Consider the following 25,762-nt stretch of genomic DNA (forward strand, 5'->3'; position numbering starts at 1 on the left):
GGTGACGGTGGCCGCCGGCGATACCGTGCGCTGGATCGTGGGCGACACGTCCAGCGGCAGCGGTGCCGACCTGCGCGTGAACGTGCTGGTCAAGCCGATCCGCTCGGGCCTTAAGACGAATCTGGTTATCACCACCAGCCGTAGGACGTACCTGCTGGAGCTGGCTTCGACGGAAAAAACGTGGATGGCATCGGTGTCGTGGGAATACCCGCGCGACCGGGTGCTGGCCTTGCAGCGCCAGGCGCAGGCTGCCAGCGCCGCCGCGCCGGTGGATTCCGGCTTGTCGCTGGAGAACCTGCGCTTCCGCTACGCGATCAGCGGCAGCAATCCGCCCTGGAAGCCACTCCGTGCCTTCGATGATGGCGCGAAGGTCTATATCCAGTTCCCTCCCGGTATCGCTCAGGGTGAATTGCCGCCGCTGTTCGTGATTGGGCCGCAAGGTGACGGGCAACTGGTCAATTACCGCTTCCGCGCGCCGTACTACATTGTGGATCGCCTCTTTGGCGCTGCCGAACTGCGCCTGGGTGGTGACAAGGGCGACGTGGTGCGGATCGAGCGCACGGATGGCGTGGCACGGAGGAACTGACCATGAGCCAGGACGACACCCCCGACCTCGCCACGCCGCAGGCGGGCAAGGTCGCGCCCGAGGCGGTTGCGCTGCGCGCCCAGCCGCGCCCGGTCACGCGCCTGAACCGGCGGACGCTGGCCATGCTCACCGGCGGCCTGTCGGTCGCCGTGCTCGGGGCCACGATCTGGTCATTGCAGCCGCATCGGCGCGGCGCAGGCGAACAGACCGAGCTTTACAACGTGGATCGTGTGTCGAAGTCTGAAGGGCTGGACGGCCTACCGTCCGACTATTCCAAGCTGCCGAAGGTGCCCGAACTCGGGCCGCCGCTGCCGGGCGATCTCGGCCCGGCCATCGTGAAATCGCAGCAGCCGGTTACGGCCGCCTACACGGCCCCCGGCCACGATCCGAACGATGCGCTGCGCAAGGAAGCCGAAGCGGCCGCAGCCTCGTCCGTGTTCTTCCGTTCAGGTGCGCAGGCGGCCGCTCCCGTGGCGCAGTCGCGGGTCGCCGCCGCGCCGGGCTTCGCCGCCAATGCAGCGTTCGACCCGATGGCCGCCGGACCGGCCTCGACGGCGGCCCAGCCCGCCGACCCGACCGCCGTGCAGAACCGGCAAGACCAGAAAGAGGCGTTCCTGAAAGGCGGCTCTACGGAAACTCGCAATTCCGGCAATCTGGCGCTGCCGGCGTCGCCGTATCAAGTCATGGCCGGAACGGTGATTGCCGGGGCGCTGGTGACGGGCATCAAATCCGATCTTCCGGGCGACGTGATCGCCACAGTGACGGAGCCGGTCTATGACACGGCCACGGGAAAATTCCTGCTGATCCCGCAGGGATCGCGCATCCTCGGGCGCTACAACAGCCAGGTCAGCTACGGGCAGAGCCGTGTCCAAGTCGTCTGGAACCGGATCATCCTGCCCGACACGTCCTCGCTGACGCTCGACAACCTTGTTGGCACCGATCCCGCAGGCTACGCGGGCCTGGAAGACGATGTGGACTGGCATTGGAATCGCATCGTCGCTGGCGCGGTGCTGACGACGCTGCTGGGTGTCGGCGCCGAGCTGGCCGCGCCGGAGAGCCGCCAGGACGGCAATCGCATCGTGATCGCGGGGCGCGACAGCGCGCAGGACAGCATCAATCAGGTCGGCCAGGAGATCACTCGGCGCAACATGAACATCCAGCCGACGCTGACCACGCGGCCGGGCCTGCCGGTGCGGATCATCGTCAATCGGGATCTGGTGCTGCGGCCCTACCAGCCGCTGTTCTTCAATCGGGGAGCTTCGCAATGAGAACGACCAAGACGCTGCGACTCGGGCCGCTGCCTAAGACCGAGAGCGTCAAGCTGACCTTCGCTTGCCCGGCCAGCCTGAAAGCCGACCTCGACCGCTACGCCGCGCTGTACGCGCAGACGTATGGCGAGGCGGTCGATGCCATGACTCTGATCCCGCACATGCTGGAAGCGTTCATGGCGGGAGATCGTGGGTTCAGGAGGGGAGGGCGGGAGGCTCCAAAGGTTGCAGCGAAGTGAGGCTTGGAGGAAGACCGCTGTGCTTTCTGCGCTATCCTAGAGGGTGATTGACGATGGAGTTGCCAGAGTCGTCGCCCCTCAAATCCCTACATCTTCCGCACCAGACAAAGCTCTTGTCGGATGACGGTAAAAGCGACGGTAAAGGCTCAAGTCAATCACCGCCAATCCCTTTAATCATGCGTGTTTGGGGGCCTGTTGATGATGGAGTGGGAGTGACGCTTACCGGCGTCTAGGAGGCAGTAGGTGCTGCTCCTGTAACCCACGTCAACTTCCGCACAACGCCCGGTCTGAACGCCGGGCGTTGTTTTTTTGCTCTAAAAATAGGAGCTGCTGGCGCTTGCTAGGTAGGGGTTGAAGCCTTTTTTTGTGAATATGGATTGCATTGGGGAAGAGGGGGTGGATTGCGCCGAACGGGGCGCACACGGGGCTGCCTATGAACGTGTGGCTTAGTGCTGGTGCCTGCCAGGCTGCCTGAACAAGCAGCGCGAGCCGCTGGTCCGCGTGCGGGCAGCGCAGTTGTCGGTGCAGGGCGATGCACCGGGGGCGCGGCGATGGGGATGCGGCAGCGTCCGCACATCAGGCCGACGGCAAGAAGCCTCCGCACATAGTCCAACGCCCCAGGATGACTGGAGATTCCACCACGATAGAAGCAACCGCTGTCCTACATCTGCGCCCCTGCGCCATGGATAGCGTTTGCACATGCGATCTAAGCAACCGACCGCGAGCGACGCTCTGCCATCTAACGCGAAGCAGGGGCAGGGCAAGGCCCCCACCTCGACACGCACCCTCTGGAAGGGGGCGATCAGCTTTGGCCTCGTCCATATTCCCGTGGGCTTGTACTCGGCGACCGTCAGCTCGGGCATCGACTTTGACTGGCTGGACCGCCGGTCGATGGAGCCGGTGGGGTACAAGCGTGTGAACAAAATCACGGGCAAGGAAATCGCCACGGTCGATATCGTCAAGGGTGTGGAGTATGAAGAAGGCCGCTACGTCATTCTGACGCCCGAGGAAATCGCGGCCGCCTTTCCCAAGGTCACGCAGACGATCGAGATCGAGGCGTTTCTTGACGCCGACGAGATCCCCTTTGTCTACCTGGAGCGTCCCTATTACACGGCACCCCTCAAGCGTGGCGAAAAGGTGTACGCACTGCTGCGCGAGGCCCTGCGCCAGAGCAACCGCGTGGGCGTGGCCAAAGTGGTGATCCAGTCCAAGCAGCACCTGGCCGTGCTCATTCCGTGCGGCCGAGCGCTGATCCTCAACCTGCTGCGCTGGGGAGGGGAGATCCGCTCATTCGAGCAGCTGGCCCTGCCGCCGCTGGATGCGAAAGCCGCGGGTATCAAGGACGCGGAGTTGGCCATGGCCATGCAGCTCATCGAGGACATGACGCAGGAGTGGAACGCGGACCGCTTCCGCAATTCCTTCTCTGAGGAGATCCACAGGCTGGTCGAGGCCAAGGCCTCCGCGGGAGAGATTGCCCATGTCGCTCAGCCGGATGAAGGACCGGCGGTGGCTGCGGGGGCGGAGGTGCTGGACCTCACCGCGTTGCTCAAGCGCAGCCTGGAGGGCGCCTCGGCCACCCCGCCGCGCAAGGACAAACCCGCCTCCGTGACCCGCCTTGCACCGTCGGGCAAGACAGCGGCCAAATCGACCGCCGCCAAAAAGTCACCGGCCCGCAAGACGGCGGCCAAGGCGGCGCCTGCCAAGCCCACTGCGGCCAAGAAGCCTCGCCGCGCGCACGGATAGCCGTGCGTACACCGGACAAGGCGACGGACCATGCCCCGCAAAGACCCGCTGGCGGTGTACAAGCAAAAGCGCAACTTTGCCGTGACGCCAGAGCCCGCGGACGGCGGAGCGCAGTCGCAGGCGCTGCAGTACGTAATCCAGAAGCACTGGGCCAGCCGCCTGCACTATGACCTGCGCCTGGAGCTGGACGGCACCATGAAGAGCTGGGCCGTACCCAAGGGCCCCAGTTACGACCCGGCGGACAAACGCATGGCCGTGCAGGTGGAAGACCACCCGATTTCCTACAACCAATTCGAAGGGCAGATCCCGCCGCGCCAATACGGCGCGGGGCGGGTCATCATCTGGGACCGCGGCTATTGGGTACCGCAGGGCAATCCGCGCGAAGACTACCGCAAGGGGAAGCTCAAGTTCGAGATCCACGGCCACAAATTGCACGGCCACTGGACCCTGGTGCGTATGCATGGCCGGGACGACGATAAGCAGCCCCCCTGGCTGCTGATCAAGGAGTGCGACGGGCTAGAGCGTGCGGCCGAGGAGTTCAACGTGGTGGACGAAATGCCCGACAGCGTGGCAGACCAGCCGCCGGTTGCGCCACCAGCGCGCGCATTCGCTCAGCGGGCCGGGCCCGCGCAGATTCAGCCCACGGCAGCGGCGGTGCCGTGGACATCCGCGCCCACGGCACCGCTGCCTGACCAGCTATCCCCGCAACTTGCCACGCTGGTGGACGGACCGCCGGCCGACCTTACGCAGTGGCTGTGGGAGCTCAAGTTCGACGGCTATCGCATGCTGGCCCGGGTTCAGCGCGGCAAGGCACGGCTGTACACCCGTAACGGCAACGACTGGACCGCCAGGATGCCCGCCCTGGCGCAAGCGCTGGCCGCCTTGCCGCTGTCCTCTGCATGGATCGACGGCGAGGTGCTGGTGCTGGACGCCCAGGGCGTCCCCGACTTCCAGGCGCTGCAGAACGCGTTTGACGGGCGATCGACCGACGCGCTGGTCTTTTACGCCTTCGACTTGCCTTTTGCGCACGGGCGCGATCTGAGGCAGATGCCCCTCACTGAACGGCGCGCGCTGCTGCGCAGCGTGCTGCAGCCAGCCTCCTCAGACCGGGTGCGGTTCAGCGAAGCGTTCGAAGCCCGGCCGGCGGACCTGGTGGCCTCGGCCTGCCGGCTGGGATTTGAAGGGGTGATCGGCAAGCGCAAGGACAGCGTGTATGCCTCCCGCCGCAGCACGGATTGGATCAAGCTCAAGTGCAGCCATCGGCAAGAGTTCGTCATCGGCGGATACACCGACCCGCAGGGCTCACGCACAGGGATCGGTTCACTGCTGCTGGGCGTGCATGACGAGGGCGGTGCCCTGCGCTATGCCGGCAATGTGGGCACGGGTTTCAGCGAGCGCGTTCTCGCGGACCTGGCCCGGCGGCTGGGCGCTTTGCGCACCCAGGACAGCCCGTTTGCCCAGCCGCGCTCCATCCCCCGCAAGGTGCATTGGGTGAGGCCCACGCTGGTGGCGGAGGTTTCCTTCGCCGAATGGACGAAAGAGGGCAAGGTGCGCCACGCCGTGTTCCGCGGGTTGCGCGACGACAAGCCCGCCGCCGCCATCGTCCACGAGGAGCCTGCGCACCTGCAGGGGGCTGCGCCCAGCCGCGCCGCGCGCGTGGGGGGGCTGCAGGTGACAAGCCCGGCGCGCGTGGTGGATCCCTCCACCGGGTTCACCAAGCTTGATCTGGTGCGGTACTACGCCACGGTAGCGCCCCTCATGTTGCCCCACCTGCAGGGGCGGCCGGTATCCCTGCTGCGGGCGCCGCAAGGTCTGGAGGGCGAGCTCTTCTTTCAAAAGCACCTGGACACGGGGGCATTGGACGGGGTGAGTGCGCTGTCACCCGACCTGGATCCTGGCCACCCGCCGCTGCTGGAAGTGGCCACGGCGCAGGGCCTGCTGTCGGCCGCGCAGATGAACACCGTCGAGTTTCACACCTGGAATGCTCGCAAGGACCGGATCGAGCGGCCCAACCGCATCACCTTCGACTTGGATCCGGGCGAGGGCGTGCCGTGGGCGCACGTGCAAGAGGGCGCAGCGCTCGTGCGCTTGATGCTCACCGAGCTGGGCCTGCCATCGTTCCTCAAGACCAGCTGCGGCAAGGGACTGCATGTGGTGGTGCCCATCAAGCGACTGCACGGCTGGGATGCCGTGAAAGACTTCAGTCAAGCCGTGGTGCAGCATCTGGCGCGCACCCTGCCGCAGCGTTTCGTGGCCAAGAGCGGACCCCGCAACCGTGTGGGAAAGATCTTCGTGGACTACCTGCGCAATGGCTTTGGCGCCACCACGGCCTGTGCATGGACGGCGCGCGCGCGGCCGGGCATGGGCGTGTCCGTGCCCGTCGCCTGGCAGGAACTGGACGCGCTCACGGGTGGCGCCCACTGGACGGTGCAGACCGTGGGCCGGCGCTTGAAGACGGGCAATGGCCCCTGGTCGGGCTATGACGAGGCTGCCGTGTCCATCGGGCCGGCGATCAAGGCGCTTGGGGAAAAACGCCACCCATAGCCCTGGTGGCCCTGCATGCAATCATGGTGGGGCGAAGGCATACAAGCGGTCTAGGCGGCCGCTGATTGAACCTGGTTGCTTCCTGTATCCTTTGAATCGCCCCGGTCATCGGCCGGGGCCATTTCTTTTCGCTGCGCGTGTGTCCGGCCACCGGTGGCCGCGGGCCTGCGTGTCTGGTGGCAATCTTTCGTTCAAAGACTTCAACATGTCCCTTGATTTCCACGGCCGTGTGGCCATCGTGACGGGTGCGGGTGGCGGCCTGGGCCGTCAGCATGCTTTGGCGCTGGCAGCGCGTGGCGCCAAGGTGCTGGTCAATGATCTGGGCGGTGCCGTGGACGGCAGCGGCGGCTCGGTGTCCGCCGCGCAGGCCGTGGTGGATGAGATCCGCGCCGCAGGCGGCGAGGCGCTGGCCAACGGTGCGTCGGTGACCGATTTCGCGGCCGTGCAGGCCATGGTGCAGCAGGCCATGGACGCGTGGGGTCGCGTGGACATCCTGGTCAACAACGCGGGCATCCTGCGCGACAAGTCGTTTGCCAAGATGGACATGGCGGACTTCAACCTCGTGGTCCAGGTCCACCTCATGGGCGCGGCCCATTGCTGCAAGGCGGTGTGGCCGCACATGCAGGCGCAGAACTATGGGCGCATCGTGATGACGACGTCCTCCACGGGGCTGTACGGCAACTTCGGCCAGGCCAACTACGGCGCGGCCAAGCTGGCCCAGGTGGGGTTGATGCAGACGCTGGCGATCGAAGGGGCCAAGTACGGCATCCATGTGAACGCCTTGGCACCCACGGCCGCCACCCGCATGACCGAGGGCCTGATGCCCGAGGAAGTGCTGGCTGCCCTCCAACCCGAGGCGGTGGTACCCGCCATGCTGGTGCTGGCGCATGAGAGCGCGCCCACGCGCACCATTCTGTGTGCAGGCGCGGGCACATTCGAGGCCGCGCACATTACGCTCACCCAGGGCATCCACCTGGGACAAGGTGCCGATGTGCCGGAGCAATTGGCCGCGCGCCTGGCCGAGGTGACGGCCCGCGGAGCGGGTGAGCAGGTACCGCAAAGCGGCGCCGCACAGGGGACGAACGAGGTGGCGCAGGCCCTGGCTGCGCACCGCTGACACGGCCTGTCCGGGGCGGTGCTGCCCCGCTGCTACCGTACCAAGAGCGACCGGGCAGAGGCCGGCGGCAGTTCCCCGGTGTCAGGCCGGCGCTTGATGTGGGCGCGGGCAGGCCGCAGCGCGGCGTGCTAAGTTTCGGCCCCACATCAAAAAAGATGGAACAACCACCACCATGAGCACACTCCCACAGCGAATCGCAGCCCTGTCCGCCGACCGGTTGGCAGGCATGCGCCGCGGCATCGAGAAGGAGGGGCTGCGCGTGCTGCCCACGGGCGCCCTGGCGCTCACACCCCATCCGGTGGCGCTGGGCTCGGCCCTCACGCACCCCTGCATCACCACGGACTACAGCGAATCGCAGATCGAGCTCATCACCGGTGCCCACCGCACGGTGCAGGAATGCCAGGATGAACTGACCGAGATCCACCAGTTCGTGCACCGCGTGCTCCAGCAGCAGCCGGGCGGCGAGATGCTCTGGGTGTCCAGTATGCCCTGCATGTTGCCTACGGACGAGACCATTCCGCTGGCGCGCTATGGCTCGTCCAACCCGGGGCGTGCCAAGAGCGTGTACCGCATGGGCCTGGGCCACCGCTACGGCCGGCGCATGCAGACCATCTCGGGCATTCATTACAACTGGTCGCTGCCCGGCGTGGGCAGCGACGAGTACTTTGCGCTGATCCGCAACTTCCGCCGGCACGCGTTCGTGCTTCTGTACCTGTTTGGTGCATCGCCTGCGCTGTGCCCGTGCTTCGTCGAAGGGCGACAACACAGCCTGCAGCCGCTGGGCGACGGCAAGCGCGCGCTGTACCTGCCGCATGCCACTTCGCTGCGCATGGGGCGCCTGGGCTACCAGAGCGACGCCCAGGCCACGCTGGCCGTCAGCTACAACGGCTTGCAGGGCTATGCCGATTCGCTGCACGAGGCGCTCACGCGGCCTTATCCGGCCTACGAGGCGATTGGCGTGCGCAACCCCGGCGGCGACTACAACCAGCTGGGCACCAGCCTGCTGCAGATCGAGAACGAGTTCTACGGCACCATCCGGCCCAAGCGCACCGTCCACAGCGGCGAGCGCCCGCTGCACGCGCTGCGCGAGCGCGGCGTGGAGTATGTCGAGGTGCGCCTGATGGACCTGGACCCGTTCGTGCCCGTGGGCATCACCGCCGACACCATGCGCCTGCTGGACGTGTTCCTGCTGCACTGCCTACTGTCGGACAGCCCGCCCGACACGCCGGCCGAGATCGCCGAACTCAAGAACAACCAGCACCTGGCGGCCGAGCGCGGGCGCGAGGCCGGCCTGCAGCTCATGCGCCGCGGCCAGCGTGTGCTGCTGACCGATTGGGCCGCCGAGGTGCTGGCCGAATGCGCGCCCATTGCCGCCACGCTGGATGCCGCCCACGGCGGCGAGGCTTATGCGCACGCGCTGACGGCGGCCCAGGCGACACTGGCGGCCCCGCACTCCACACCGTCCGCGCGCGTGCTGGCCGAGCTGCAACAGCAGCATGACAACGACTTCATCGCCTTCGCACTTGCGCATTCCCAGTCGGCGCAGGACATCCTGATGGGGCAGCCCTGGAGCGAGTCGCAGCAGGCGCGCTACCAGGCGCTGGCCGAGCGGTCGCTGGAGGAGCAGCGGGCCATTGAAGTGGCAGATGACCTGCCGTTCGAGGCGTGGCGCGAGCGGTTCATGGCGGTCGAGCAGTTGGGGTAGTTTTTTGAGGGTGGCGCTTATGGCGTAAGCGCCGCCAGCTATTCTTTTTGATGTTGCTGCGCGGGGGCGCATAACCCGGTCGGCACCCAAGCATTCGGCAGCAAAAACTCAAAAACGATAGCTGTCCGCGCTTGCCCCACAAGCGCAGAGCCCCATTTAGCCCTTCAGATCACCCCTTGCGCGCCATTGCCGCCGACCGGATGCCATCCAGCGTTCCCGTGGGTGTGATCGCCTGCGGATCGATCAGGCAGTGCAGCACGCTGGGCAGCCCGCTCGCCCGTGCGCGTGCCAGTGCCGGGGCGAAGTCTTCGGTGCGCTCCACGCGCTCGCCGTGCCCGCCGAAGGCCTGGGCATAGGCCTTGAAATCGGGGTTCTTGAGCTGTGTGGCGCTAATGCGCCCAGGGTACTCGCGCTCCTGGTGCATGCGGATGGTGCCGTACATGGCGTTGTCCAACAGCACCACTATCAGCGGCAGGCCGTACTGCACGGCGGTGGCGAACTCCTGGCCGTGCATCAGAAAGTCGCCGTCGCCCGCAAACACCACCACCTCGCGCTCGCGCCACAGGCGCTTGGCGCCCACGCCGGCCGGCAGGCCGTAGCCCATCGAGCCGCTGGTGGGGGCCAGTTGGCTGGCATAGGTGGTGAACGGCCAGAAGCGGTGCACCCAGGTGGCGAAGTTGCCCGCGCCGTTGCAGAAGATGGTGTTGGCGGGCAGCACCGCGCGCAGGTGCTGCATCACCTCGCCCATCTGCAGCTTGCCGGGGATGCGGATGGGCGCCGGGTCGCTCCAGGCCAGGTACTCGGCGCGCGCAGCCTCGGTGTGCGCGGTCCAGCGCGGCTCGGCCGCGGGGCGCAGGCCGGCCAGGGCGGCGGCCATGGCCTGCGGCGTGGCGTGGATGGCCTGCACCGGGCGGTAGAGCCGGCCGAGCTCGTCGGCGTCGGCATGCACATGCACCAGCGGCTGCGCCGGCACGGGAATGTCGAACAGCTCGTAGCCCTGCGAGGGGATCTCCGACAGCCGCCCGCCCAGCACCAGCACCAGGTCGCTCGCGCGGATGCGCGCCAGCAGTTGGGGGTTGACGCCCAGGCCCAGGTCGCCCGCGTAGCTGGCGTGGCTGGCCGGGAATAGCATCTGCCGGCGGAACGAGCAATACACCGGCAGCCGCCAGGCGCTGGCAAAGGCCTGCATGTCGCGCACCGCCTGGTCGGACCAGCGGCTGCCGCCCACGATGACCACCGGCCGCTCGGCCGCCTGCAGCCGCGCCGCCAGTGCCTGCAGTGCGGGCGCGCCGGGGTAGGTCTCGGGCACGGAGTAGGGCAGGGCATCGGCCACCTGCACGGCATCGGTCAGCATGTCCTCGGGCAGGGCCACCACCACGGGGCCGGGGCGGCCCGAGGTGGCGACGTGGAATGCGCGCGAGACCAGCTCCGGCACGCGCCGCGCATCGTCGATCTGCACCACCCACTTGGCCATGGTGCCGAACACGGCGCCGTAGTCCAGCTCCTGGAACGCCTCGCGCCCCAGCGCACCGCGCGCCACCTGGCCTACGAAGACGATCAACGGCGTCGAATCCTGGTGCGCGATGTGGATGCCCGCCGATGCGTTGGTGACCCCCGGCCCGCGCGTCACGAAGCAGATGCCCGGGCGGCCGGTCAGCTTGCCCTGCGCCTCGGCCATCATGGCCGCGCCGCCCTCCTGGCGGCACACGGTGACGGCGATGTTGGCGTCGTGCAGGGCGTCCAGCACGGCCAGGTAGCTCTCGCCCGGCACGCAAAAGAGCTGCTGCACGCCGTGCACGATGAGCTGCTGGACGAGGATCTGCCCGCCCGTGCGGGATGCGGCGGTGGAGGTAGCGGTGTGCGGCATGGAGGTCCAAGAGAAGGCGAAGCTGCAAATATCGCCCAGCCATGCGCGCTTGCATAGCAAAAAAGCGGAACGACTTGTTGCTTAAATCGCATCAAGTGGCAATATCCCGTCCCAGCCCTGCCTGCCGCCAGCGCTTATGGATCAAGCGCTGGCGCCTTATGCGTTACCACAAGCCTTGGTCGGGTTCATTCTTTGATTGCATGAATTAACGCCATGTTTCGCAAACTTTTCCTGCCGCCCCTGGCCGACCTGCTCGCCTTTGAGGCCGCCGCGCGCCACGCCAGCATCTCACGTGCGGCGGAGGAGCTGCACCTCACGCAAAGCGCCGTCTCGCGCCAGGTGCGTCAACTGGAGGCACAGCTCGGTCAGGCCCTGTTCACCCGGGTGCGCCAGCGCGTGGTGTTGACGGATGCGGGGCGCCTGTACGCCGCCGACGTACGCGCCGTGCTGCAGCAGCTCGGTGCCGCCACGCAGAAGGCCATGGCCCTGGCCGATGGCGGCGGACTCCTGCACCTGGCGGTGCTGCCCACGTTGGGCGCGCGCTGGCTGGTGCCGCGCCTGCCTGCGTTTGCCGCGCTGCACCCGGAGCTGACGGTGAATCTTTCTGCCCGTGGCGAGCCTTTTGACTTCGCCCAGGAACCGTTCGATGCCGCTATCCACTACGGTGCGCCCCATTGGGCCGGCGCCGTGTGCGACTACCTGCTGCACGAAGAAGTGGTGCCGGTGTGCAGCCCCGCGCTGCGCACCCGTCACCGCATCGAGACCCCTGCCGACGTGGCCGGCCTGACCCTGCTGCACCAGACCACGCGCCCCATGCTGTGGGCCGACTGGTTCGAGCAGGAGGGCGTGCCCGCGCCCCAGGCCCTGCGCGGCCCGCGCTTCGAGCAGTTCGCCATGATCGCCCAGGCCGCCATCTCCGGCCTGGGCGTGGCCCTGCTGCCGCGGTTTCTGATGGAGGAGGAATTGGCGAGCGGTGCGCTGGTGGAGCTGCCCGGTGGCGTGCTGACCAGCAGCGATGCGTACTACCTCGTGGTGCCGCTGGCGCGTGCAGAGTCGGCGGGGGTGAAGGCCATCAGGGCGTGGCTGCGGGAGGTAGCGGGCCAGCAGGAGCGGGGCCGCGTTGGTGGATGAGCGTATGGTGCGCACCGCGGGCGGACACCTTCCCTGGCAATAGCGGTCAAGCGTCGCCGGACCGTTTCATGCCTGCGGCCAGGGCGGCCAATGCCAAAGATGCCAGGACCGCCAGTGTGGCGGAGAGCCAGAGCGCCGCGCCGCCCCAGCGCTCCACGGCCAACCCGAACAGGAATGGCGCCCCGGCCTGCACGATGCGCGCGGGCACCATCAGGAACCCCTGCCGCTGCCCATAGCCTTGTGCGCCGAAGATCAGCAGCGGCAGGGTGCCGATGGCAATGGTCAGGATGCCGTTGCCGAGCCCGTGCAGTACGGCGAACGCGGGCGCCGCGTGGCTGCCCAGCAGCATCAGCAGTACGACGCCCAGCGGATGCGCCAGCGTGGCCAGCCGCGCCGACAACAGCGGATGCGACCGCTTGAGCACGGTGAATTCGACCCATCGCCCCGCGACCTGGGCCGGCCCCACCAGCGCCGCAATGCCGATCGCGCCAGCCAAGGCCACGCCCGAAGCCTGCAGGACCTGCGGCAGATGCGCCGCCATCGCGGTGCTGTTGAACCACGCAATGGCAAACACGCAGGCCATGAGCACGGCCGCACGCCGCCGGGCCGGTGCCGGGCTCGCCGCTGCCTGTGGATGAGGACTCCCTGCCGCAGCGGCCTGCGCACCGGCCGAAGCGGCCGGCGCGGCCGTGGGCAGCATCGCGTTCAGCGGCAGGCCGATGAGCAGATGCAGCGCCGCCCATGTCAGGCAGGCCTGCCGCCAGCCGAACGCCGACTCCAGGGAGGCCGTCAATGGCCAGCCGATCGTGCTTGCAAAGCCTGCCAGCAAGGTGATGCCGGTGATCGCCCGCCGGGCGTCCTGGCCATGCAGGCGGACCACGGTGGCGAACGCGGCCTCGTAGAGGCCGCTGCCCATGGCCAGGCCCATCAGGGCCCAGGCAGCAAAGACATGGGCGGGCTGTGAGGCCAGGCTGAGCGCCGCGAGCCCTGCGGCAAACACCAGGTTGCTGACGATCAGTACCGGCCGCCCACCAGCCCGGTCAATGGCGCACCCCGCCCAGGGGCCGGTTGCTGCGGCAACCAGCAGCGCCATCGAGAACGCCCCAAACACCGCCGACGAAGACATGCCGACGTCTCGCCCCATCGGCGCGGCCACCACGGCCGGCAGGTAGTACGACGACGCCCACGCCAGTGTCTGGGCCACGCCCAGCATCAGCGTGGTGGTGGTTCTACGCTGCACGCTTTGCACCCGCGTCGTACCAGCCCTTGGATGAATTCACGACTTTGACGACCAGCAGCATCACCGGCACTTCGATGAGCACGCCCACCACCGTGGCCAGTGCCGCGCCCGACTCGAAGCCAAACAGGCTGATGGCGGTGGCCACGGCCAGTTCAAAGAAGTTGGATGCGCCAATCAGGGCGGACGGGCAGGCGACCGCGTGCTTCTCGCCCGCCGCGCGGTTGAGCCAGTAGGCCAGCGCCGAGTTGAAGAACACCTGGATCAGGATGGGCACGGCCAGCAGCGCGATGATCAGTGGCTGGCGCAGGATGGCCTCGCCCTGGAAGGCGAACAGCAGCACCAGCGTGAGCAGCAGCGCCGCAATGGACCACGGCCCGATGCGCTGGAGTGCCGCGTCGAACGCGGCCTGCCCCCGTGCCAGCAAGGCGCGCCGCCACCACTGGGCCAGCACCACCGGAATGACGATGTACAGCGCCACCGAGGTGAGCAGGGTGTCCCATGGCACCGTGATGGCCGACAGGCCCAGCAGGAAGGCCACCAGCGGCGCGAACGCCACGATCATGATGCTGTCGTTCAACGCGACCTGGGACAGCGTGAACAGGGGATCGCCGCCGGTCAGGCGGCTCCACACGAACACCATGGCCGTGCAGGGGGCGGCGGCCAGCAGGATCAGGCCGGCGATGTAGCTGTCCAGTTGGTCCGCTGGCAGGTAGGGGGCAAACCACTGGCGGATGAACAGCCACCCGAGAAAGGCCATGGAAAACGGCTTGACCAGCCAGTTCACGAACAGCGTGACCCCGATGCCGCGCACGTGGTGCCGCACCTCGCCCAGGGCGGAAAAGTCCACCTTGAGCAGCATCGGGATGATCATCACCCAGATGAGCAGCCCCACCGGCAGGTTCACGCGGGCCACTTCCCACGACCCAATGGTCCGCGCTGCACCGGGAAACGCCTGGCCCAGCCCGATGCCCACCACGATGCACAGCAGCACCCACACGGTGAGATAGCGCTCGAACACGCTCATGGGAGCGCCTGCCGCGCGTTGGGCGGTGGTTTCGCACTGGGCACTCATGTCATTTCCCTGCGAGTTCGCGGGCGCTGGTCTGCAATACCGCTTTCTCCAGCTTGTCGGCGGGCAGGTTGATCAGCAGGTCCAGGCGGCGCTTGATCAGGTGCAGCGTCTGGCGGAAGGCTTCGAGCTTTTCTGAGTCAGGCGCGTCGCCTTCGGAAGGGTCGGCGAAGCCCCAGTGCGCCGTTGCGGGGTGACCGGGCCAGATCGGGCAGACCTCTCCCGCGGCGTTGTCGCACACGGTGATGATCAGGTCCATCGTGGGCGCGCCTGGGGCGGCAAACTCATCCCAGCTCTTGCTGCGCAAGCCCTCGGTGGAGACGCCTGCTTTTTGCAGGACCTGCAGACCCAGGGGATGCGGCTGCTGGTTGTCGCGCGGGCTGCTGCCGGCAGACCAGGCCTTGAAGCGCCCGCCCGCCATGGCGTTGAGCAAGGCCTCGGCCAGGATGCTGCGCGCGGAGTTGTGCGTGCAGAGAAAAAGAACGTTCAAGGGCGTCGTCATGAAGGACCTTCAGCGCATCAGCAGCAGGTGGATGAGGAAGTGGCGGGCCCGCAGCAGGGCGCCTTGGATGCCGTGGCCGCAGGCGCCTTTGGCGCGCAGCATGCGCCGGCGGCAGCCGTTGGGCTGGACTCGTTGAACATGGGAATGTCGCCGAGCGTGTGAAAGTGCTCCCACGCGATGCCCTGCGGGTCGGTAACCCAGTGCTTCTCGCTGCGCGCATAGCAGCAGGTGGTGGCGCCTTCGTCGAGCAGGGCCATGTCGGCCGATGCGGCCCTGGCCTTCAGTTCTGACAGTTCGGCCGCGTCGTCCACCTGAAAGCCCAGGTGATCCAGGCCTGGGGAGGTGCCCCGCGTGGAGATCGCGAAGTTGACCCGCGGATCGTCGAGCATCCACTTCGCGTAATCGGCCTCCACGCGAGCGGGCTCAGCCGCGAAAAGCTGGGAGTAAAAACGGATGCTCTGGGCCAGGTCTTCCACATGCAGGTGGACATGGAATCGCTTCATGGGGTTCTCCTTCAAAAGTGGGTCAGCAGTCGCAGCTCTTTGCTGCCTCCGCCAGGCAGGACGCGCCCTGGCAGCAGTTCTCCGTGAGGTAGCCGAGCAGATCGTCCATCGTGTCGAAGGAGGCCCGGTAGATCAGGTTGCGCCCCTGACGCTCCTGGCTGACGAGGCCGGAGTGCACGAGCTCCTTGAGGTGAAAGGACAGGGTGTTGGGTGCTACCGCCAGTTGCTCGCACAACGAGCCCGGTGTGAGTCCCTCTGCGCCCGCCACGACCAGTGCGCGAAACACCCGCAGGCGCACTTCTTGAGCCAACGCAGCGAGTGAGCGGATGACATCGATTTCTTGCATCAAACGACTATACAACGATATTGGAAGTGTTGTAAATTTCTTCGGTGCAACATTACGCATGCCTGAGGCAATCCCTTATCCCCGCCCATTCGGTGCATTGACCACGAACGCTTATGCCATCTCACTTCACCCTTCTGGACGCGCCCACCAGGTACCTGTTCTTCACCGGGAAGGGTGGTGTCGGCAAGACCTCGGTATCCACAGCGGTTTCCATCGCCTTGGCGGACGCGGGTAAGAAGGTTCTATTGGTCAGTACCGATGCGGCATCGAACCTCGATGAAATGCTCGGCATTGCGCTGCGCAACCATCCGGTTCCTGTGCCAGGGGTTCCGGGCCTGATGGTCCTGAACATCGATCCGGAAGCCGCGTCGCAGAACTACCGTGCCCGTGTCATTGAACAGATGGGCACGCAGGCTACGGCTGAGGAGGTGGACCTCGTGCGCGAGCAGCTCTCGGGTGCCTGCACCACCGAGATCGCCACCTTCGATGAGTTCTCTCAACTTCTGTCGGAGGGAGGGCGGGGTTTCGACCATGTCGTGTTCGATACCGCCCCCACGGGCCATACCTTGAGGCTTCTCAGCCTGCCCAAGGCATGGAGCGGGTTCCTCAAGGGCAATGACCGCGGAGCATCCTGTCTGGGGCCGCATTCGGGGTTGAAGATGCAGGAGCAGCTTTTCAACCGGGCGCTGGCATCCCTGAACGACGCTTCGCTCACCACCATTGTTCTGGTGGCGAGGCCTGAGGCGGGAGCGCTCAACGAAGCCGCCAGGTCTTCCGACGAACTGCGTGAGTTGGGCCTTTCCCACCAGCGCCTGGTGATCAACGCGGTTTTCAAGGCGCAAGACCCTCGCGATGCCGTCGCCCTGGCCATCGAGGCTCTGGGACAGGAGGCCATGCAGGAGATGCCGCAGGCGCTGAAACGTCTGGCGGCTGACGTGATTCCCATGCGGCCCGTCGATTCCGTGGGGCTGCAGGCGCTGCGGGCGCTGCTGTCGCCATCACCGACCGAGGTGCCTGCGGCCGCCCTGGAAGCACCCGACTTCGCGCACCAGAAACTGTCCGCGCTGGTGGCGGAGCTGGCGCGGGGTGAGCGTGGATTGATCATGGTGATGGGCAAGGGTGGCGTGGGCAAGACCACCATTGCCGCGGCGATCGCCCTGGGACTGGTCAAGCTCGGCAAGTCCGTACACCTGAGCACCACGGACCCCGCCGCCCACCTGGCGGTGACGCTCGACGGCGAGGTCCCGGGCCTGACCGTCGGGCGCATTGACCCCAAAGCAGAGACCCAGAAATACGTGGACAAGGTCGTTGCCGCCAAGTCGGCCGGCATGACCCCGGCGGAGAAGGACCTGTTGATGGAAGATCTGCGTTCTCCATGCACGGAGGAAGTGGCGGTCTTCCATGCGTTCTCGCATGTGGTGTCTCAGGCCCGAAGCGCGTTCGTGGTGCTCGACACCGCGCCCACGGGCCACTCGCTGCTGCTCATGGATGCCACGGGCGCCTACCACCGCCAGATGGTGCGGGAGTTCGAAGGCAAGGCGTCGGGGCGCATCACCACCCCCTTGATGCGGCTACAGGACCCTGACTACACCAAGATCATTCTGGTGACGCTGCCCGAGGCCACCCCGGTGTCGCAGGCCGCCGCGCTGAAGGAGGACCTGCAGCGGGCCAGGATCGGCACCTTCGCCTGGGTGGTCAACAAGTCACTGTTGGCCAGCAACACCCGCGATCCCCTTCTTCAGGCCCGGTTGAACAGCGAGAGGCGGCAGATGGAGCGGGTTCAAGCATTGGCGCAAGGCCGGTTCTATCTGATTCCCTGGGCGGCGACCCCGCCCGTGGGCGCAAAGGCGCTGGGGGATCTGCTGGAGCCTTAACCTGCAGAGGCTGCCCTTCCTGGCATGCAAGAGCCTCGCGGGCCGCGGCACACATTCAGCCCCGGTGCAGCGTCAGCAGGAGCCCCCGCCGCGCTGCGCCAGCGCGCCCTGCGCATCTTCGCACCACCACTGCGCGGCCGCATAAAAGCCCTCCCACACGCACCCGTTGCACCCGCGGCCGCAGCAGGTGGTGGGCTCAGGCGGCGGTGGGCGCAGCGCTACACCGGCGTGGGCGGCCTGCGCCTGCAGGGCGGCGAAGCGCTGGCGGGTGGCTTGCAGCATGAAGGTGACGGGGCCTTACCGGCGCCCGCGCCAACGGACCAAACCGTAGCGCGCCAGAAAGGCGCAGCCCAGCACCAGCGCGAACCACCCCACGACGTGGCCCTGGGCCATCATCTCGCGCACGTCGGGCGAGCGGGCAATGTAGGGGGCCAGCAGGATGATCACGCCAATGAGCGCGCACACCGCGCCCTTGAGCAGCAGCTCGGAATCTTGTTTGCGCTGGGAGAAAGAGGGCATGGCGGCGATTATCCTTGGCGGCTTCGCAAGCCCCCATTCGTGAAAGTACACAGTCCATGGCCATCCAGTGGTTTCCCGGTCACATGCACCTGACGCGCAAGGCGATCGGCGAGCGCATCAAGGACATCGATGTGGTGATCGAGCTGCTGGACGCGCGCTTGCCGGGCTCCAGCAGCAATCCGCTACTGGCCGAGCTGACGGGCCATAAGCCCGCGCTGAAGGTGCTCAACAAGCAGGACGTGGCCGACCCGGCGCGCACGCCGGCGTGGCTGGCCTGGTACAACGCGCGGCCCGGCACGAGCGCGATTGCGCTGGATGCGTCCGACGCCGCGCCCGCGCGTCGGCTCATCGACGCGTGCCGGCAGCTTGCGCCCAACCGGCGCGGCCTCTCCAAGCCCATGCGGGTACTGATCTGCGGCATTCCCAATGTGGGCAAGTCCACGCTGATCAACACCCTGTCCGCCAAGCGCGAAGCCAAGACGGGCGACGAGGCCGGCGTGACCAAGCAGGAGCAACGCATCGTGCTGGACGATGACTTTTACCTGTGGGACACGCCTGGCATGCTGTGGCCGCGCATCACCGTGCCCGAAAGCGGCTACAAGCTCGCCGCCAGCGGCGCCGTGGGCCGCAATGCGTACGACGAGGAAGAAGTGGCGCTGGAACTGTTGGCCTACCTCAAGCAGCACTACGCACCGCTGCTGGATGCGCGCTACAAGCTGGGGCTGGACGCGGCGGCCATCGCCGCCAAGCACGATGATGAGCTGCTGGAGCTGATTGCCAGGAAGCGCGGCGCGGTGATGAGCGGCGGGCGCCTCAACCTGCAAAAGGCCGCCGAGATCGTGCTCACCGACCTGCGCAGCGCAGCGCTGGGCCGTGTGACGCTGGAGACGCCGGCCGAGTTCGAGGCCTGGCTGGCCGCCGCCGAGGTGCAGGAAAAGGAACGCGCCGCGCGCAAGGCCGAGCAGCTGCGCCGCAACGAGCGCCGCACGCGCAACGCCCCGCGGGACGAGGACTGATCAGGGCCAGGTTCGCTCGCAGGATCTGCGCAGTTCACAGGCCCTAGGNCCTAGATTGGCGCGGTTTTCACGCCATTCGCACTGGCAAAAATAGTGTGAACAGGCCCTAGGCCAGCACCGGATCGCAGCGCACCTCGGTGGTGACCGAGTTGGCGATGAAGCACTGTTCATGCGCCTCATGGTGCAGGGCGTGCAACTGTTCGTGCGTGGGCTGCGGGTCGCCGCCAAAGCGCACCGCCGGGCGCAGCGTGACCACGGTCATGGCCATGCGGCCCTGGGCGTTGCGGGCCATCACGCCCTCGGCTGCGTCGCGGTAGTCGTCCACGCAAAAACCCTGCCGCGCGGCGATGGAGAGGAACCACAGCATGTGGCAGCTCGACAGCGCGGCGACGAAGGCTTCCTCCGGGTCCACGGCGGCCGCGTCGGACCAGGGCAGCGGCACGACGTGGGGCGACGAGGAGCCGGCCAACTGCGCGCCACCGTCAAAGCGCAGCAGGTGGCGGCGGCTGTAGCGGTTCTTGAGGAAGTCCTGCGGCGTGGCGTCGCGCGTCCAGGTGATTTCGGCGTGGTAAATGGCCATCGTGGTGTTTGAATGAAAAATGCCTCTAGCGCCCGCCTGTCAAGCGCGAGCAGCTATGGATATTGAAGCAATGCACGCGCTGCCCCTACCAGGCCAGCGGGCTGGATGCATCCGCCCAGAAGATGAAGCGCCGCAGCTCCGCATAGCGCGACGTGCTGAGCAGGGCCGGGTCGGTGCCGCTGCCCTTGCGCAGCAGCACCAGGTAGCCGCTGGCGCTGCCCACGGCCAGGGTGTGGCCGTCGGGCGCTGCGGCGATCGCCAGGATGGCGCCGCCGATGTGGTGGCGCCAGAGGGCCGTGCCGTCCTCGGCCAGGCCGTGCAGATCGCCCTGTGCGTCGCCCTCCACACGCAGGCCATGGACGGTGGCGGCGGGGCACGACGCAGGCAGGTTTGGCGGTGCGACCGTGGGGCTCAGCGCCCACGCATCGGCGCTGACCCGCCACCACGCGGGTGCTTGCGTGGGATGCACGGGCTCCGTGCGGGCCAGCAGACGGCCATCTTCCAGCCACTGCAGGGTGTCCACGGCGTGGCCGGTGCGTGCGGCGTGGTGGGCATAGACATGGGGCGCGAAGGCAAAGCGCCGGTGAAAGCGTGCGGACAGGTCGCCGTCGGCCAGCGCGTGTACAGCGCGTGCCAGTTGCAGCACGGCGCCAGCCTGGGGGCCGCGCGGGTCGGTGGGCTGCGCAGGCATGAAATGCACAGGGGCGGGCAGCGGTACGGTCGCCGGGGGCGTGCCGGCTGCCGCGGCACCGGGCGCCACACCACGGGCGGGTACAGCATCGCCTACCGCTGCGGCCGCCACGGCAGCGGCCGCCGCAGCGGATGACGCCGCGGGTTCCGTGCCGTGCTCCAGGGCCGCCGCGGCCTCAGCGTCGTCGGCCTGCCGCAGCCAGTGCTCCCGCACGCGGGCGGCGTGGGCCCGGCCGTGGGCCTGCCAGTCGTGCGACAGCGCCATGAGGACGGGCCCGAACACCTCGGCGTCGGCCTCGTGCGGCGCGAAGGGCGGCAGGCGGGGCAGGGGCGGGGCATCGCCGGACAAGCCGCTGGAGTGCAGCGCCTGTTGCTCTTGTGCATGGGCGGCGTGCAGGCGCTGCTCCAGCGTGGTGAACAGCTCCAGCAGGTGCTGCATGTGCTGCACGGCGTGGTTGGGCAGCGGCGTGCGCGGATCGCTCTGGCGCTGGCTGTAGGTGATGCGCAGGCCGTTCGGGTGGGCCGTGCCCTCCGGCAAGGCATCGCCGGGCGTCAAGTCGATCTGGTAGCAGGCATGTGCGTCGTCCTCGGGGTCGCCAGCGCGCTCGCTGCCGTTGCGCCAGCTGAACTTGAGCGCCCGCCCCCATGAATGGCCCCCCTGCTGGCCGGGCTGGCGCGCGCCGATCCACACGTCGCCCTCCCACCAGCCGTTGCGCTCGGGGTCGCTCCATGTGTTGTAGCGGGTGGTGAATGCGGGCAGCAGCGTCAGCGCCTCGATGCGTGCGGGGGTGAGCGTGGCATGCAGCCGCTCGCGCAGCGGCCGGCCGGCGCGGCGCTGGCCCTCGGCCAGGCGCCAGTAGGCCAGCACCTCGCGCCAGCCCTCTCCGCAGGCGACCAGCGCGCCGGCTGCCGCGTCGCCCGCCCCGGCCTGTGCGGGGAGCGGTTGCCATGCGCCGGGCTGGCCGGCGCTGTCGTAGGCGCGGTATTGGCGCACCAGGCCGTCCGCGCCGGGGGGCGGAGGCGGGATGCCAGAGCGCAACCGCGCCCAGGCCTGCGCCAGCGCGTGGGTAGGTGCGCTCTCGGCCGGGGGCAGGGCGAGCCAGAAGTCCCAGCGCTTCCAGAGAGTGATGAACAGGGCGTCGTGGTAGGCGTCCTGGTCTTCATCCACGTGGCTGCGCGTGAGCAGAAAGTCCGTCTGCCCGAACCAGCCGGCTGCCTTGTGCTGGCTCTTGTCGGGCAGGGCGGCCTGGAGCAGCCGCCGCAGTTGCGCCGCGTCCATTGCATCGCCTGCGCACAATCCGTCGTCCACCGGCAGCCCGGGCTCTTCGGACAGAGCCGGCTTGACCGCGCTGGCAGGCGGAGGCACGAATGAAGAGGGGCTGGACATGGCAAAGGCGCACGGTTGTGTGGCGCATGGTAGCGCCGACACCGCTGCGCCATCAATGTGCGGCCCGTGGGCCCCCAAGGGCCATGGGTAGCGGGGCGTCGGCCATGGCTGGGCCTGGGTTCTGTCGCTGCGGCGGGCAGCGCGGGGCCTTGCCGACCGGGGCCCGCACGCGGGAGGGACTACAGCACGATCTTGCCGTCGGCGACATACAGCTCGTACTGGTCGCGCGGCAGGGCGGTGAGGCCCGCGGTGTTGTTGTCGTCGCGCCAGCTCAGCGTGACGCTGTCGGTGGCGAAGGTGAGTTCCACCGGTCCTTCCGGAATGGCAATGGGCATGCCGTCTCCTTCCCGGTAGGTGACGTGGCCTTGGATGGTGGCTTGCTGGGGCATGTGCGTGCTCCTGGGTCGTTGCGGTCAAAAGGGGGACGGGTGCCCCCTACCGCATTACAGGCCATCCTGCGGCGTGTCGGCTGTCAGACCAGCGCGCGTTTTGCGCCGCAGGCGTTTGCGTCGAGCCGCGGGCTGGCCCGGGTCCGTCGGGGCGACGCGCTGTACCAGCGGAATCACCCACAGCACCACCACTGCCAGCAGCGTGGCCAGGATGGCCGTGCTCTCACGCCCCAGGCCCGCAGCCACGCCGATGGCGGCCGTAAGCCAGATGCCGGCTGCGGTGGTCAGGCCCTTGACCTGACTTTCCGCGTCGCCCTTCAGGATGGTGCCCGCGCCCAGGAAGCCGATGCCGGCGATCACCCCTTGCAGCACACGGCTGTTGTCCGCCGGGGCAATGCCCGCCTGCTGCGCGACGAGCACGAACAACGCGGCGCCCATGGCCACCAGCATGTGGGTGCGCATGCCTGCGGCCTTGCCGGCCTGCTCGCGCTCCCACCCCAGCAGGCCGCCCAGCAGCGCGGCCACGCCCATGCGCAAGACCACCCGCGTGGTTTGCTGGGGGTCGCCAATGTCCGAGAACTCGTGGGCGGCCACGGCCAGGGCGTCAGCCCACCAGCCGGTCATGGCGTGCCACGCCTGAAGACCAGGCGAGAAAGGGGCAAAGCGGGGAGGAAAGCGTGGGGCGCTGCACGGTGCATGGCCGCCAGTGTGAAGCGCGCAGACAGGGGTGGGCAGCGGCGGCCGCCGCTCCTGTGGGTAGGACACGGCCGGGTGGACGGATGCTCCGAAAAGCTGCAGGGCGTTAGATAAAAATTGGCCGGTAGCGCTTGCTAGGTAAGCGCTACAAGCTACTCTTTTGGTAGCGCGTCTTCGATGTCCTGCTGCCAGGGCAGGGTCCAGATGCGTTGCTGCCAATCGGGCGCTGCGGCCGCGTTTGGCGGCGTGGGTGCGCTGGCGGTGGTGGATGCTCTGGCAGCGGGCCACTGCAATCCACTGTGCAGCGTGACCAGGCGGCCGTCTGCGGGGTGGGGCAGGCTGAGCTGCCACGCATGCAGCCACAGGCGGTGCAGGCCGAGGCGCTGTGCCCACCAACGGTTGAGCGGCCCCTTGCCGTGGGTGGCGTCGCCCAGGATGGGGTGGGCCAGATGCTTGAGGTGGCGGCGGATCTGGTGGCGGCGCCCCGTGGTCGGCTCGGCCCGCACCAGCGATGCGCGCGTGGTGGCGAAGCGGGGGTCGCTGCATTCGGGCAGCTCCAGCCGCGCCAGGCGTGTGAGGCGCGTGTGGGCGGGCTGGGTGGGGGCGTCGGGCGGCGCGTCGTCGGGGCGCAGCGGGTGGTTCACTTCGGCCTGCGCCGGCGCCCAGCCGCGTACCAGCGCCAGGTATTGCTTGCGCACGGCATGCCGGGCGAAGGCATCGGCCAGGGCCCGCGCGGCGGCGGGGTGCAGGGCCATGACGAGCACGCCGCAGGTGCCCTTGTCCAGCCGGTGCACGGGGTAGACGTGCTGGCCGATCTGGTCGCGCAGCGCCTGCATCACGAAGCGCGTTTCGCCCGCATCCAGTCCTGTGCGGTGCACCAGCCAGCCCGCCGGCTTGAAAACGGCCACCATGTGCGCGTCCTGCCACAGCAGGCGCAGCGGAGGGTGCGCGGGCGTCAGGGGTTGCGCCCCGGGGTGAGCTGGATGGTACTCAGGCCCGAATGGGGCGGGTCCTGCTGCGAGGTGAGCCAGTACACCCACAGGCCGCGCAGCCACGCGCCCATGTAGATGATGGACACGGCAAAGATGCCCCACTGCTCGGCCTTCCACGAGGCGTAGAACCAGAACGGCTGCCCCAGCAGCCCGAAGATGCAGGCCCAGCGGCGCAGCGCCGTTCTGCGCGCCTGCGACAGCCAGGCGGCGGTGGCACCCAGCAGGGCGATGGCGATCTGGTCAAGTCCCATGGTGATGTGGCCGTTGCGTGGTGGTAGGGTGTTAACTGGATGTTTGTACAGCCATGATAGCAGTGGCGGGGGCTGCAGCGGCCAGGAGCTCCCGCAGGCGACGCGGGCGCGCTACGCCTTGGCGGTGGGGAGGGGCGTGCCGGGGAGCCGGTCGCGCCGGGCGATGAATTCGCGGGCCGCCTGGGCGCGCAGGGTGGCCCGGCCCAGCCCGGTGATGGTGATGACGCGTGCCGAGCGTACGGATTCGCCTTCGCCGGGCAGTTCAGCCTGCACCATGCCCGCGGCGCGCAGGACACGCAACTTGTCCACCTCTGCCTCACCGACGACGGGGGCGGGAAACTGGTCCCGCTGCGCAAGTTGACGGAGAAGTTCCATGGGCATGTGACTGGCTCCCGGTGCTGCGCCGCGCAAACGGTGCGGCGGAGGGGGTTATTGTGGCCCCTGGGGCGAGGCCGGTACAACAAAGGCCCCGTTCTCAAGTGGGCAGTTCGGCGCCGTGCGCTGACCGACAATCCCGCCATGACTGTGTCTTCGCGCTCCACCTTCCTGCCCCTGTCGCTGCTGGCCGCGCCGCAGCGGGACGACCCGCACCCGCTGGTGCTGTACCACGGCCGCTGCGCCGACGGTTTTGCCGCCGCGTTGGCCGCCTGGCGCTTTTATGGCGGCCAGGTCGAATGCCTGGGGCTGACCCACGGGCAGGTGGCCACCGTGGACGACCTGCCGCCGCTGCAGGGGCGGGCCGTCTATGTGCTGGACTTTGCGTTTGCGCCCGACCTGCTCGCCGCCATCGACGCGCGTGCCGCCCGGCTGGTGCTGCTGGACCACCACAAGAGCGCGGCCGAGCAGTTGGAGGGCTTTGCCTGCCGCTGCGGGGGCCTGCACTTCGACATGGGCAAGTCTGGCGCGCGCCTGGCGTGGGAGTTCTTCCACCGTGACGCACCACTACCCGCCCTGGTGCGCCACGTGGAAGACCGCGACCTGTGGGCCTGGCAGTACCCCGACACCGCGGGCTACGTGGCGGCGCTGGACATGGAGCCATTCGACTTCGCCCGTTGGCAGCAGATCGCCGACTTCACGCCCGCCGAGACGGCGGCCTTCGTCGCACGCGGGCAAGCCATGGACGAGAAGTTCCGCCATTTGGCGCAGGACGTGGCGGGCGGCGCACAGCCGCTGGTGTTCAACGGCGAGGCCGGACTGATGGTGAATGCGCCCGGCGCCTTCCACAGCCTGGTGGGCGAGTTGCTGTCGCGCCAGAGCGGCACCTTCGCGCTGATGTGGGTGGTGGGCAAGGACGGGCAGGTCAAGGTGGGCCTGCGCTCGCAGCGCGGCTACGACTGCTCGCCCCTGGCCGTGAGCATGGGCGGTGGCGGCCATGCCCAGGCCTGCGGCTTTCGCCTGCCTGGCGAGCGGCTGGCGCAGTTGCTGTCAGGTGTGTTCCAGGCCGACGAAACGGGTGCGAGTTCCTAGCCAAAATGGCCCGTAGCGCTTGATGGAAAAGCGCGAACAGC

General features: G+C 68.0%; 26 protein-coding genes. 11 read left to right on the forward strand and 15 right to left on the reverse strand.

What is annotated here, in order from left to right; genetic code table 11:
* From trbG to gshA, 7 genes are all read left to right on the forward strand, one after another.
* On the forward strand, window positions 1-586 hold a 586-nt coding region (trbG, locus tag BV908_RS05965; RefSeq protein WP_103737517.1), incomplete at its 5' end, for a P-type conjugative transfer protein TrbG.
* Window positions 587-588: 2 nt separating this feature from the next.
* Window positions 589-1,854, forward strand: coding sequence for a TrbI/VirB10 family protein (locus BV908_RS05970; protein ID WP_103737518.1), 1,266 nt, complete (start codon window positions 589-591; stop codon window positions 1,852-1,854).
* Window positions 1,851-2,093 carry a DUF2274 domain-containing protein gene (locus tag BV908_RS05975; RefSeq protein ID WP_028839645.1) on the forward strand — a complete coding sequence of 81 codons (243 nt, stop codon included), beginning with the start codon at window positions 1,851-1,853 and terminating at the stop codon, window positions 2,091-2,093. The genes BV908_RS05970 and BV908_RS05975 overlap by 4 nt, the downstream gene beginning before the upstream one ends.
* A 699-nt stretch (window positions 2,094-2,792) precedes the next feature.
* On the forward strand, window positions 2,793-3,836 hold the full coding sequence (locus tag BV908_RS05980) for a Ku protein (protein ID WP_103737519.1): 1,044 nt from the start codon (window positions 2,793-2,795) through the stop codon (window positions 3,834-3,836).
* Between the two features lie 30 nt (window positions 3,837-3,866).
* Entirely contained in the window at window positions 3,867-6,380 is a 2,514-nt protein-coding gene (ligD, locus tag BV908_RS05985) for a DNA ligase D (protein ID WP_103737520.1), read from the forward strand.
* A 205-nt stretch (window positions 6,381-6,585) separates the two neighbouring features.
* A complete protein-coding gene (locus tag BV908_RS05990) occupies window positions 6,586-7,497 on the forward strand; it encodes an SDR family oxidoreductase (protein WP_103737521.1) in 912 nt (303 codons plus the stop codon).
* Between the two features lie 172 nt (window positions 7,498-7,669).
* Window positions 7,670-9,202 carry a glutamate--cysteine ligase gene (gene gshA, locus BV908_RS05995; RefSeq protein ID WP_103737522.1) on the forward strand — a complete coding sequence of 511 codons (1,533 nt, stop codon included), beginning with the start codon at window positions 7,670-7,672 and terminating at the stop codon, window positions 9,200-9,202.
* Between the two features lie 169 nt (window positions 9,203-9,371).
* On the opposite strand, the gene BV908_RS06000 is transcribed toward gshA, so the two are convergent.
* On the reverse strand, window positions 9,372-11,069 hold the full coding sequence (locus tag BV908_RS06000) for a thiamine pyrophosphate-binding protein (RefSeq protein ID WP_103737523.1): 1,698 nt from the start codon (window positions 11,067-11,069) through the stop codon (window positions 9,372-9,374).
* A gap of 213 nt (window positions 11,070-11,282) precedes the next feature.
* On the opposite strand from BV908_RS06000, the gene BV908_RS06005 reads away from it, so the two are divergent.
* Window positions 11,283-12,200 (forward strand): LysR family transcriptional regulator, encoded by a 918-nt coding sequence (locus BV908_RS06005; RefSeq protein WP_103737524.1) that lies wholly within the window; start codon window positions 11,283-11,285, stop codon window positions 12,198-12,200.
* A gap of 46 nt (window positions 12,201-12,246) precedes the next feature.
* Here BV908_RS06005 and BV908_RS06010 read toward each other — a convergent pair whose 3' ends face one another.
* Genes BV908_RS06010 through BV908_RS06030 form a run of 5 tightly spaced genes read right to left on the reverse strand, consistent with a single transcriptional unit; the run spans window position 12,247 to window position 15,860 of the window.
* Window positions 12,247-13,413, reverse strand: coding sequence for an MFS transporter (locus BV908_RS06010; protein ID WP_041836022.1), 1,167 nt, complete (start codon window positions 13,411-13,413; stop codon window positions 12,247-12,249).
* A 16-nt stretch (window positions 13,414-13,429) separates the two neighbouring features.
* Entirely contained in the window at window positions 13,430-14,512 is a 1,083-nt protein-coding gene (gene arsB / locus BV908_RS06015; protein WP_103737525.1) for an ACR3 family arsenite efflux transporter, read from the reverse strand.
* 1 nt (window position 14,513) lies between these two features.
* A complete protein-coding gene (locus tag BV908_RS06020) occupies window positions 14,514-15,011 on the reverse strand; it encodes an arsenate reductase ArsC (protein WP_015912967.1) in 498 nt (165 codons plus the stop codon).
* A gap of 17 nt (window positions 15,012-15,028) precedes the next feature.
* Entirely contained in the window at window positions 15,029-15,514 is a 486-nt protein-coding gene (locus BV908_RS06025) for an ArsI/CadI family heavy metal resistance metalloenzyme (RefSeq protein WP_103737526.1), read from the reverse strand.
* A gap of 22 nt (window positions 15,515-15,536) precedes the next feature.
* Entirely contained in the window at window positions 15,537-15,860 is a 324-nt protein-coding gene (locus BV908_RS06030; RefSeq protein ID WP_047350588.1) for a helix-turn-helix domain-containing protein, read from the reverse strand.
* Between the two features lie 113 nt (window positions 15,861-15,973).
* Here BV908_RS06030 and arsA point away from each other — a divergent pair, with 113 nt between their 5' ends.
* Window positions 15,974-17,734 carry an arsenical pump-driving ATPase gene (gene arsA / locus BV908_RS06035; RefSeq protein WP_103737527.1) on the forward strand — a complete coding sequence of 587 codons (1,761 nt, stop codon included), beginning with the start codon at window positions 15,974-15,976 and terminating at the stop codon, window positions 17,732-17,734.
* Between the two features lie 72 nt (window positions 17,735-17,806).
* Here the strand turns inward: arsA and BV908_RS06040 are convergent, their stop codons facing one another.
* Window positions 17,807-18,016: an oxidoreductase-like domain-containing protein gene (locus tag BV908_RS06040; RefSeq protein WP_103737528.1), complete on the reverse strand. Its 210-nt coding sequence runs from the start codon at window positions 18,014-18,016 to the stop codon at window positions 17,807-17,809.
* 15 nt (window positions 18,017-18,031) lie between these two features.
* Window positions 18,032-18,253 (reverse strand): hypothetical protein, encoded by a 222-nt coding sequence (locus BV908_RS06045; protein WP_103737529.1) that lies wholly within the window; start codon window positions 18,251-18,253, stop codon window positions 18,032-18,034.
* Between the two features lie 56 nt (window positions 18,254-18,309).
* Between BV908_RS06045 and ylqF the strand changes: the two genes are divergently transcribed.
* Window positions 18,310-19,269 carry a ribosome biogenesis GTPase YlqF gene (ylqF, locus tag BV908_RS06050; protein ID WP_103737530.1) on the forward strand — a complete coding sequence of 320 codons (960 nt, stop codon included), beginning with the start codon at window positions 18,310-18,312 and terminating at the stop codon, window positions 19,267-19,269.
* A 106-nt stretch (window positions 19,270-19,375) separates the two neighbouring features.
* On the opposite strand, the gene BV908_RS06055 is transcribed toward ylqF, so the two are convergent.
* The 7 genes from BV908_RS06055 to BV908_RS06085 form a co-directional block, all read right to left on the reverse strand.
* The gene (locus BV908_RS06055) at window positions 19,376-19,849 is read right to left on the reverse strand and encodes an OsmC family protein (RefSeq protein WP_011805708.1); all 474 of its coding nucleotides are present in this window, start codon (window positions 19,847-19,849) and stop codon (window positions 19,376-19,378) included.
* Window positions 19,850-19,934: 85 nt separating this feature from the next.
* Window positions 19,935-21,926 (reverse strand): hypothetical protein, encoded by a 1,992-nt coding sequence (locus BV908_RS06060; RefSeq protein WP_210433996.1) that lies wholly within the window; start codon window positions 21,924-21,926, stop codon window positions 19,935-19,937.
* A 179-nt stretch (window positions 21,927-22,105) separates the two neighbouring features.
* Window positions 22,106-22,315 (reverse strand): hypothetical protein, encoded by a 210-nt coding sequence (locus tag BV908_RS06065; protein WP_011805706.1) that lies wholly within the window; start codon window positions 22,313-22,315, stop codon window positions 22,106-22,108.
* A gap of 54 nt (window positions 22,316-22,369) precedes the next feature.
* A complete protein-coding gene (locus BV908_RS06070) occupies window positions 22,370-22,939 on the reverse strand; it encodes an MgtC/SapB family protein (protein ID WP_103737531.1) in 570 nt (189 codons plus the stop codon).
* 224 nt (window positions 22,940-23,163) lie between these two features.
* Window positions 23,164-23,922, reverse strand: coding sequence for a pseudouridine synthase (locus BV908_RS06075; RefSeq protein ID WP_246867455.1), 759 nt, complete (start codon window positions 23,920-23,922; stop codon window positions 23,164-23,166).
* Window positions 23,923-23,966: 44 nt separating this feature from the next.
* Window positions 23,967-24,254: a hypothetical protein gene (locus BV908_RS06080; RefSeq protein WP_011805703.1), complete on the reverse strand. Its 288-nt coding sequence runs from the start codon at window positions 24,252-24,254 to the stop codon at window positions 23,967-23,969.
* A gap of 111 nt (window positions 24,255-24,365) precedes the next feature.
* Entirely contained in the window at window positions 24,366-24,629 is a 264-nt protein-coding gene (locus BV908_RS06085) for a hypothetical protein (RefSeq protein WP_246867456.1), read from the reverse strand.
* A gap of 144 nt (window positions 24,630-24,773) precedes the next feature.
* Here BV908_RS06085 and BV908_RS06090 point away from each other — a divergent pair, with 144 nt between their 5' ends.
* Window positions 24,774-25,721, forward strand: coding sequence for a DHH family phosphoesterase (locus BV908_RS06090; RefSeq protein ID WP_047351103.1), 948 nt, complete (start codon window positions 24,774-24,776; stop codon window positions 25,719-25,721).
* The last annotated feature ends 41 nt before the right edge of the window (window positions 25,722-25,762 follow it).

This window comes from Diaphorobacter sp. LR2014-1 (assembly GCF_002916785.1).
In the GTDB taxonomy this organism is placed as follows: domain Bacteria; phylum Pseudomonadota; class Gammaproteobacteria; order Burkholderiales; family Burkholderiaceae_C; genus Diaphorobacter; species Diaphorobacter nitroreducens.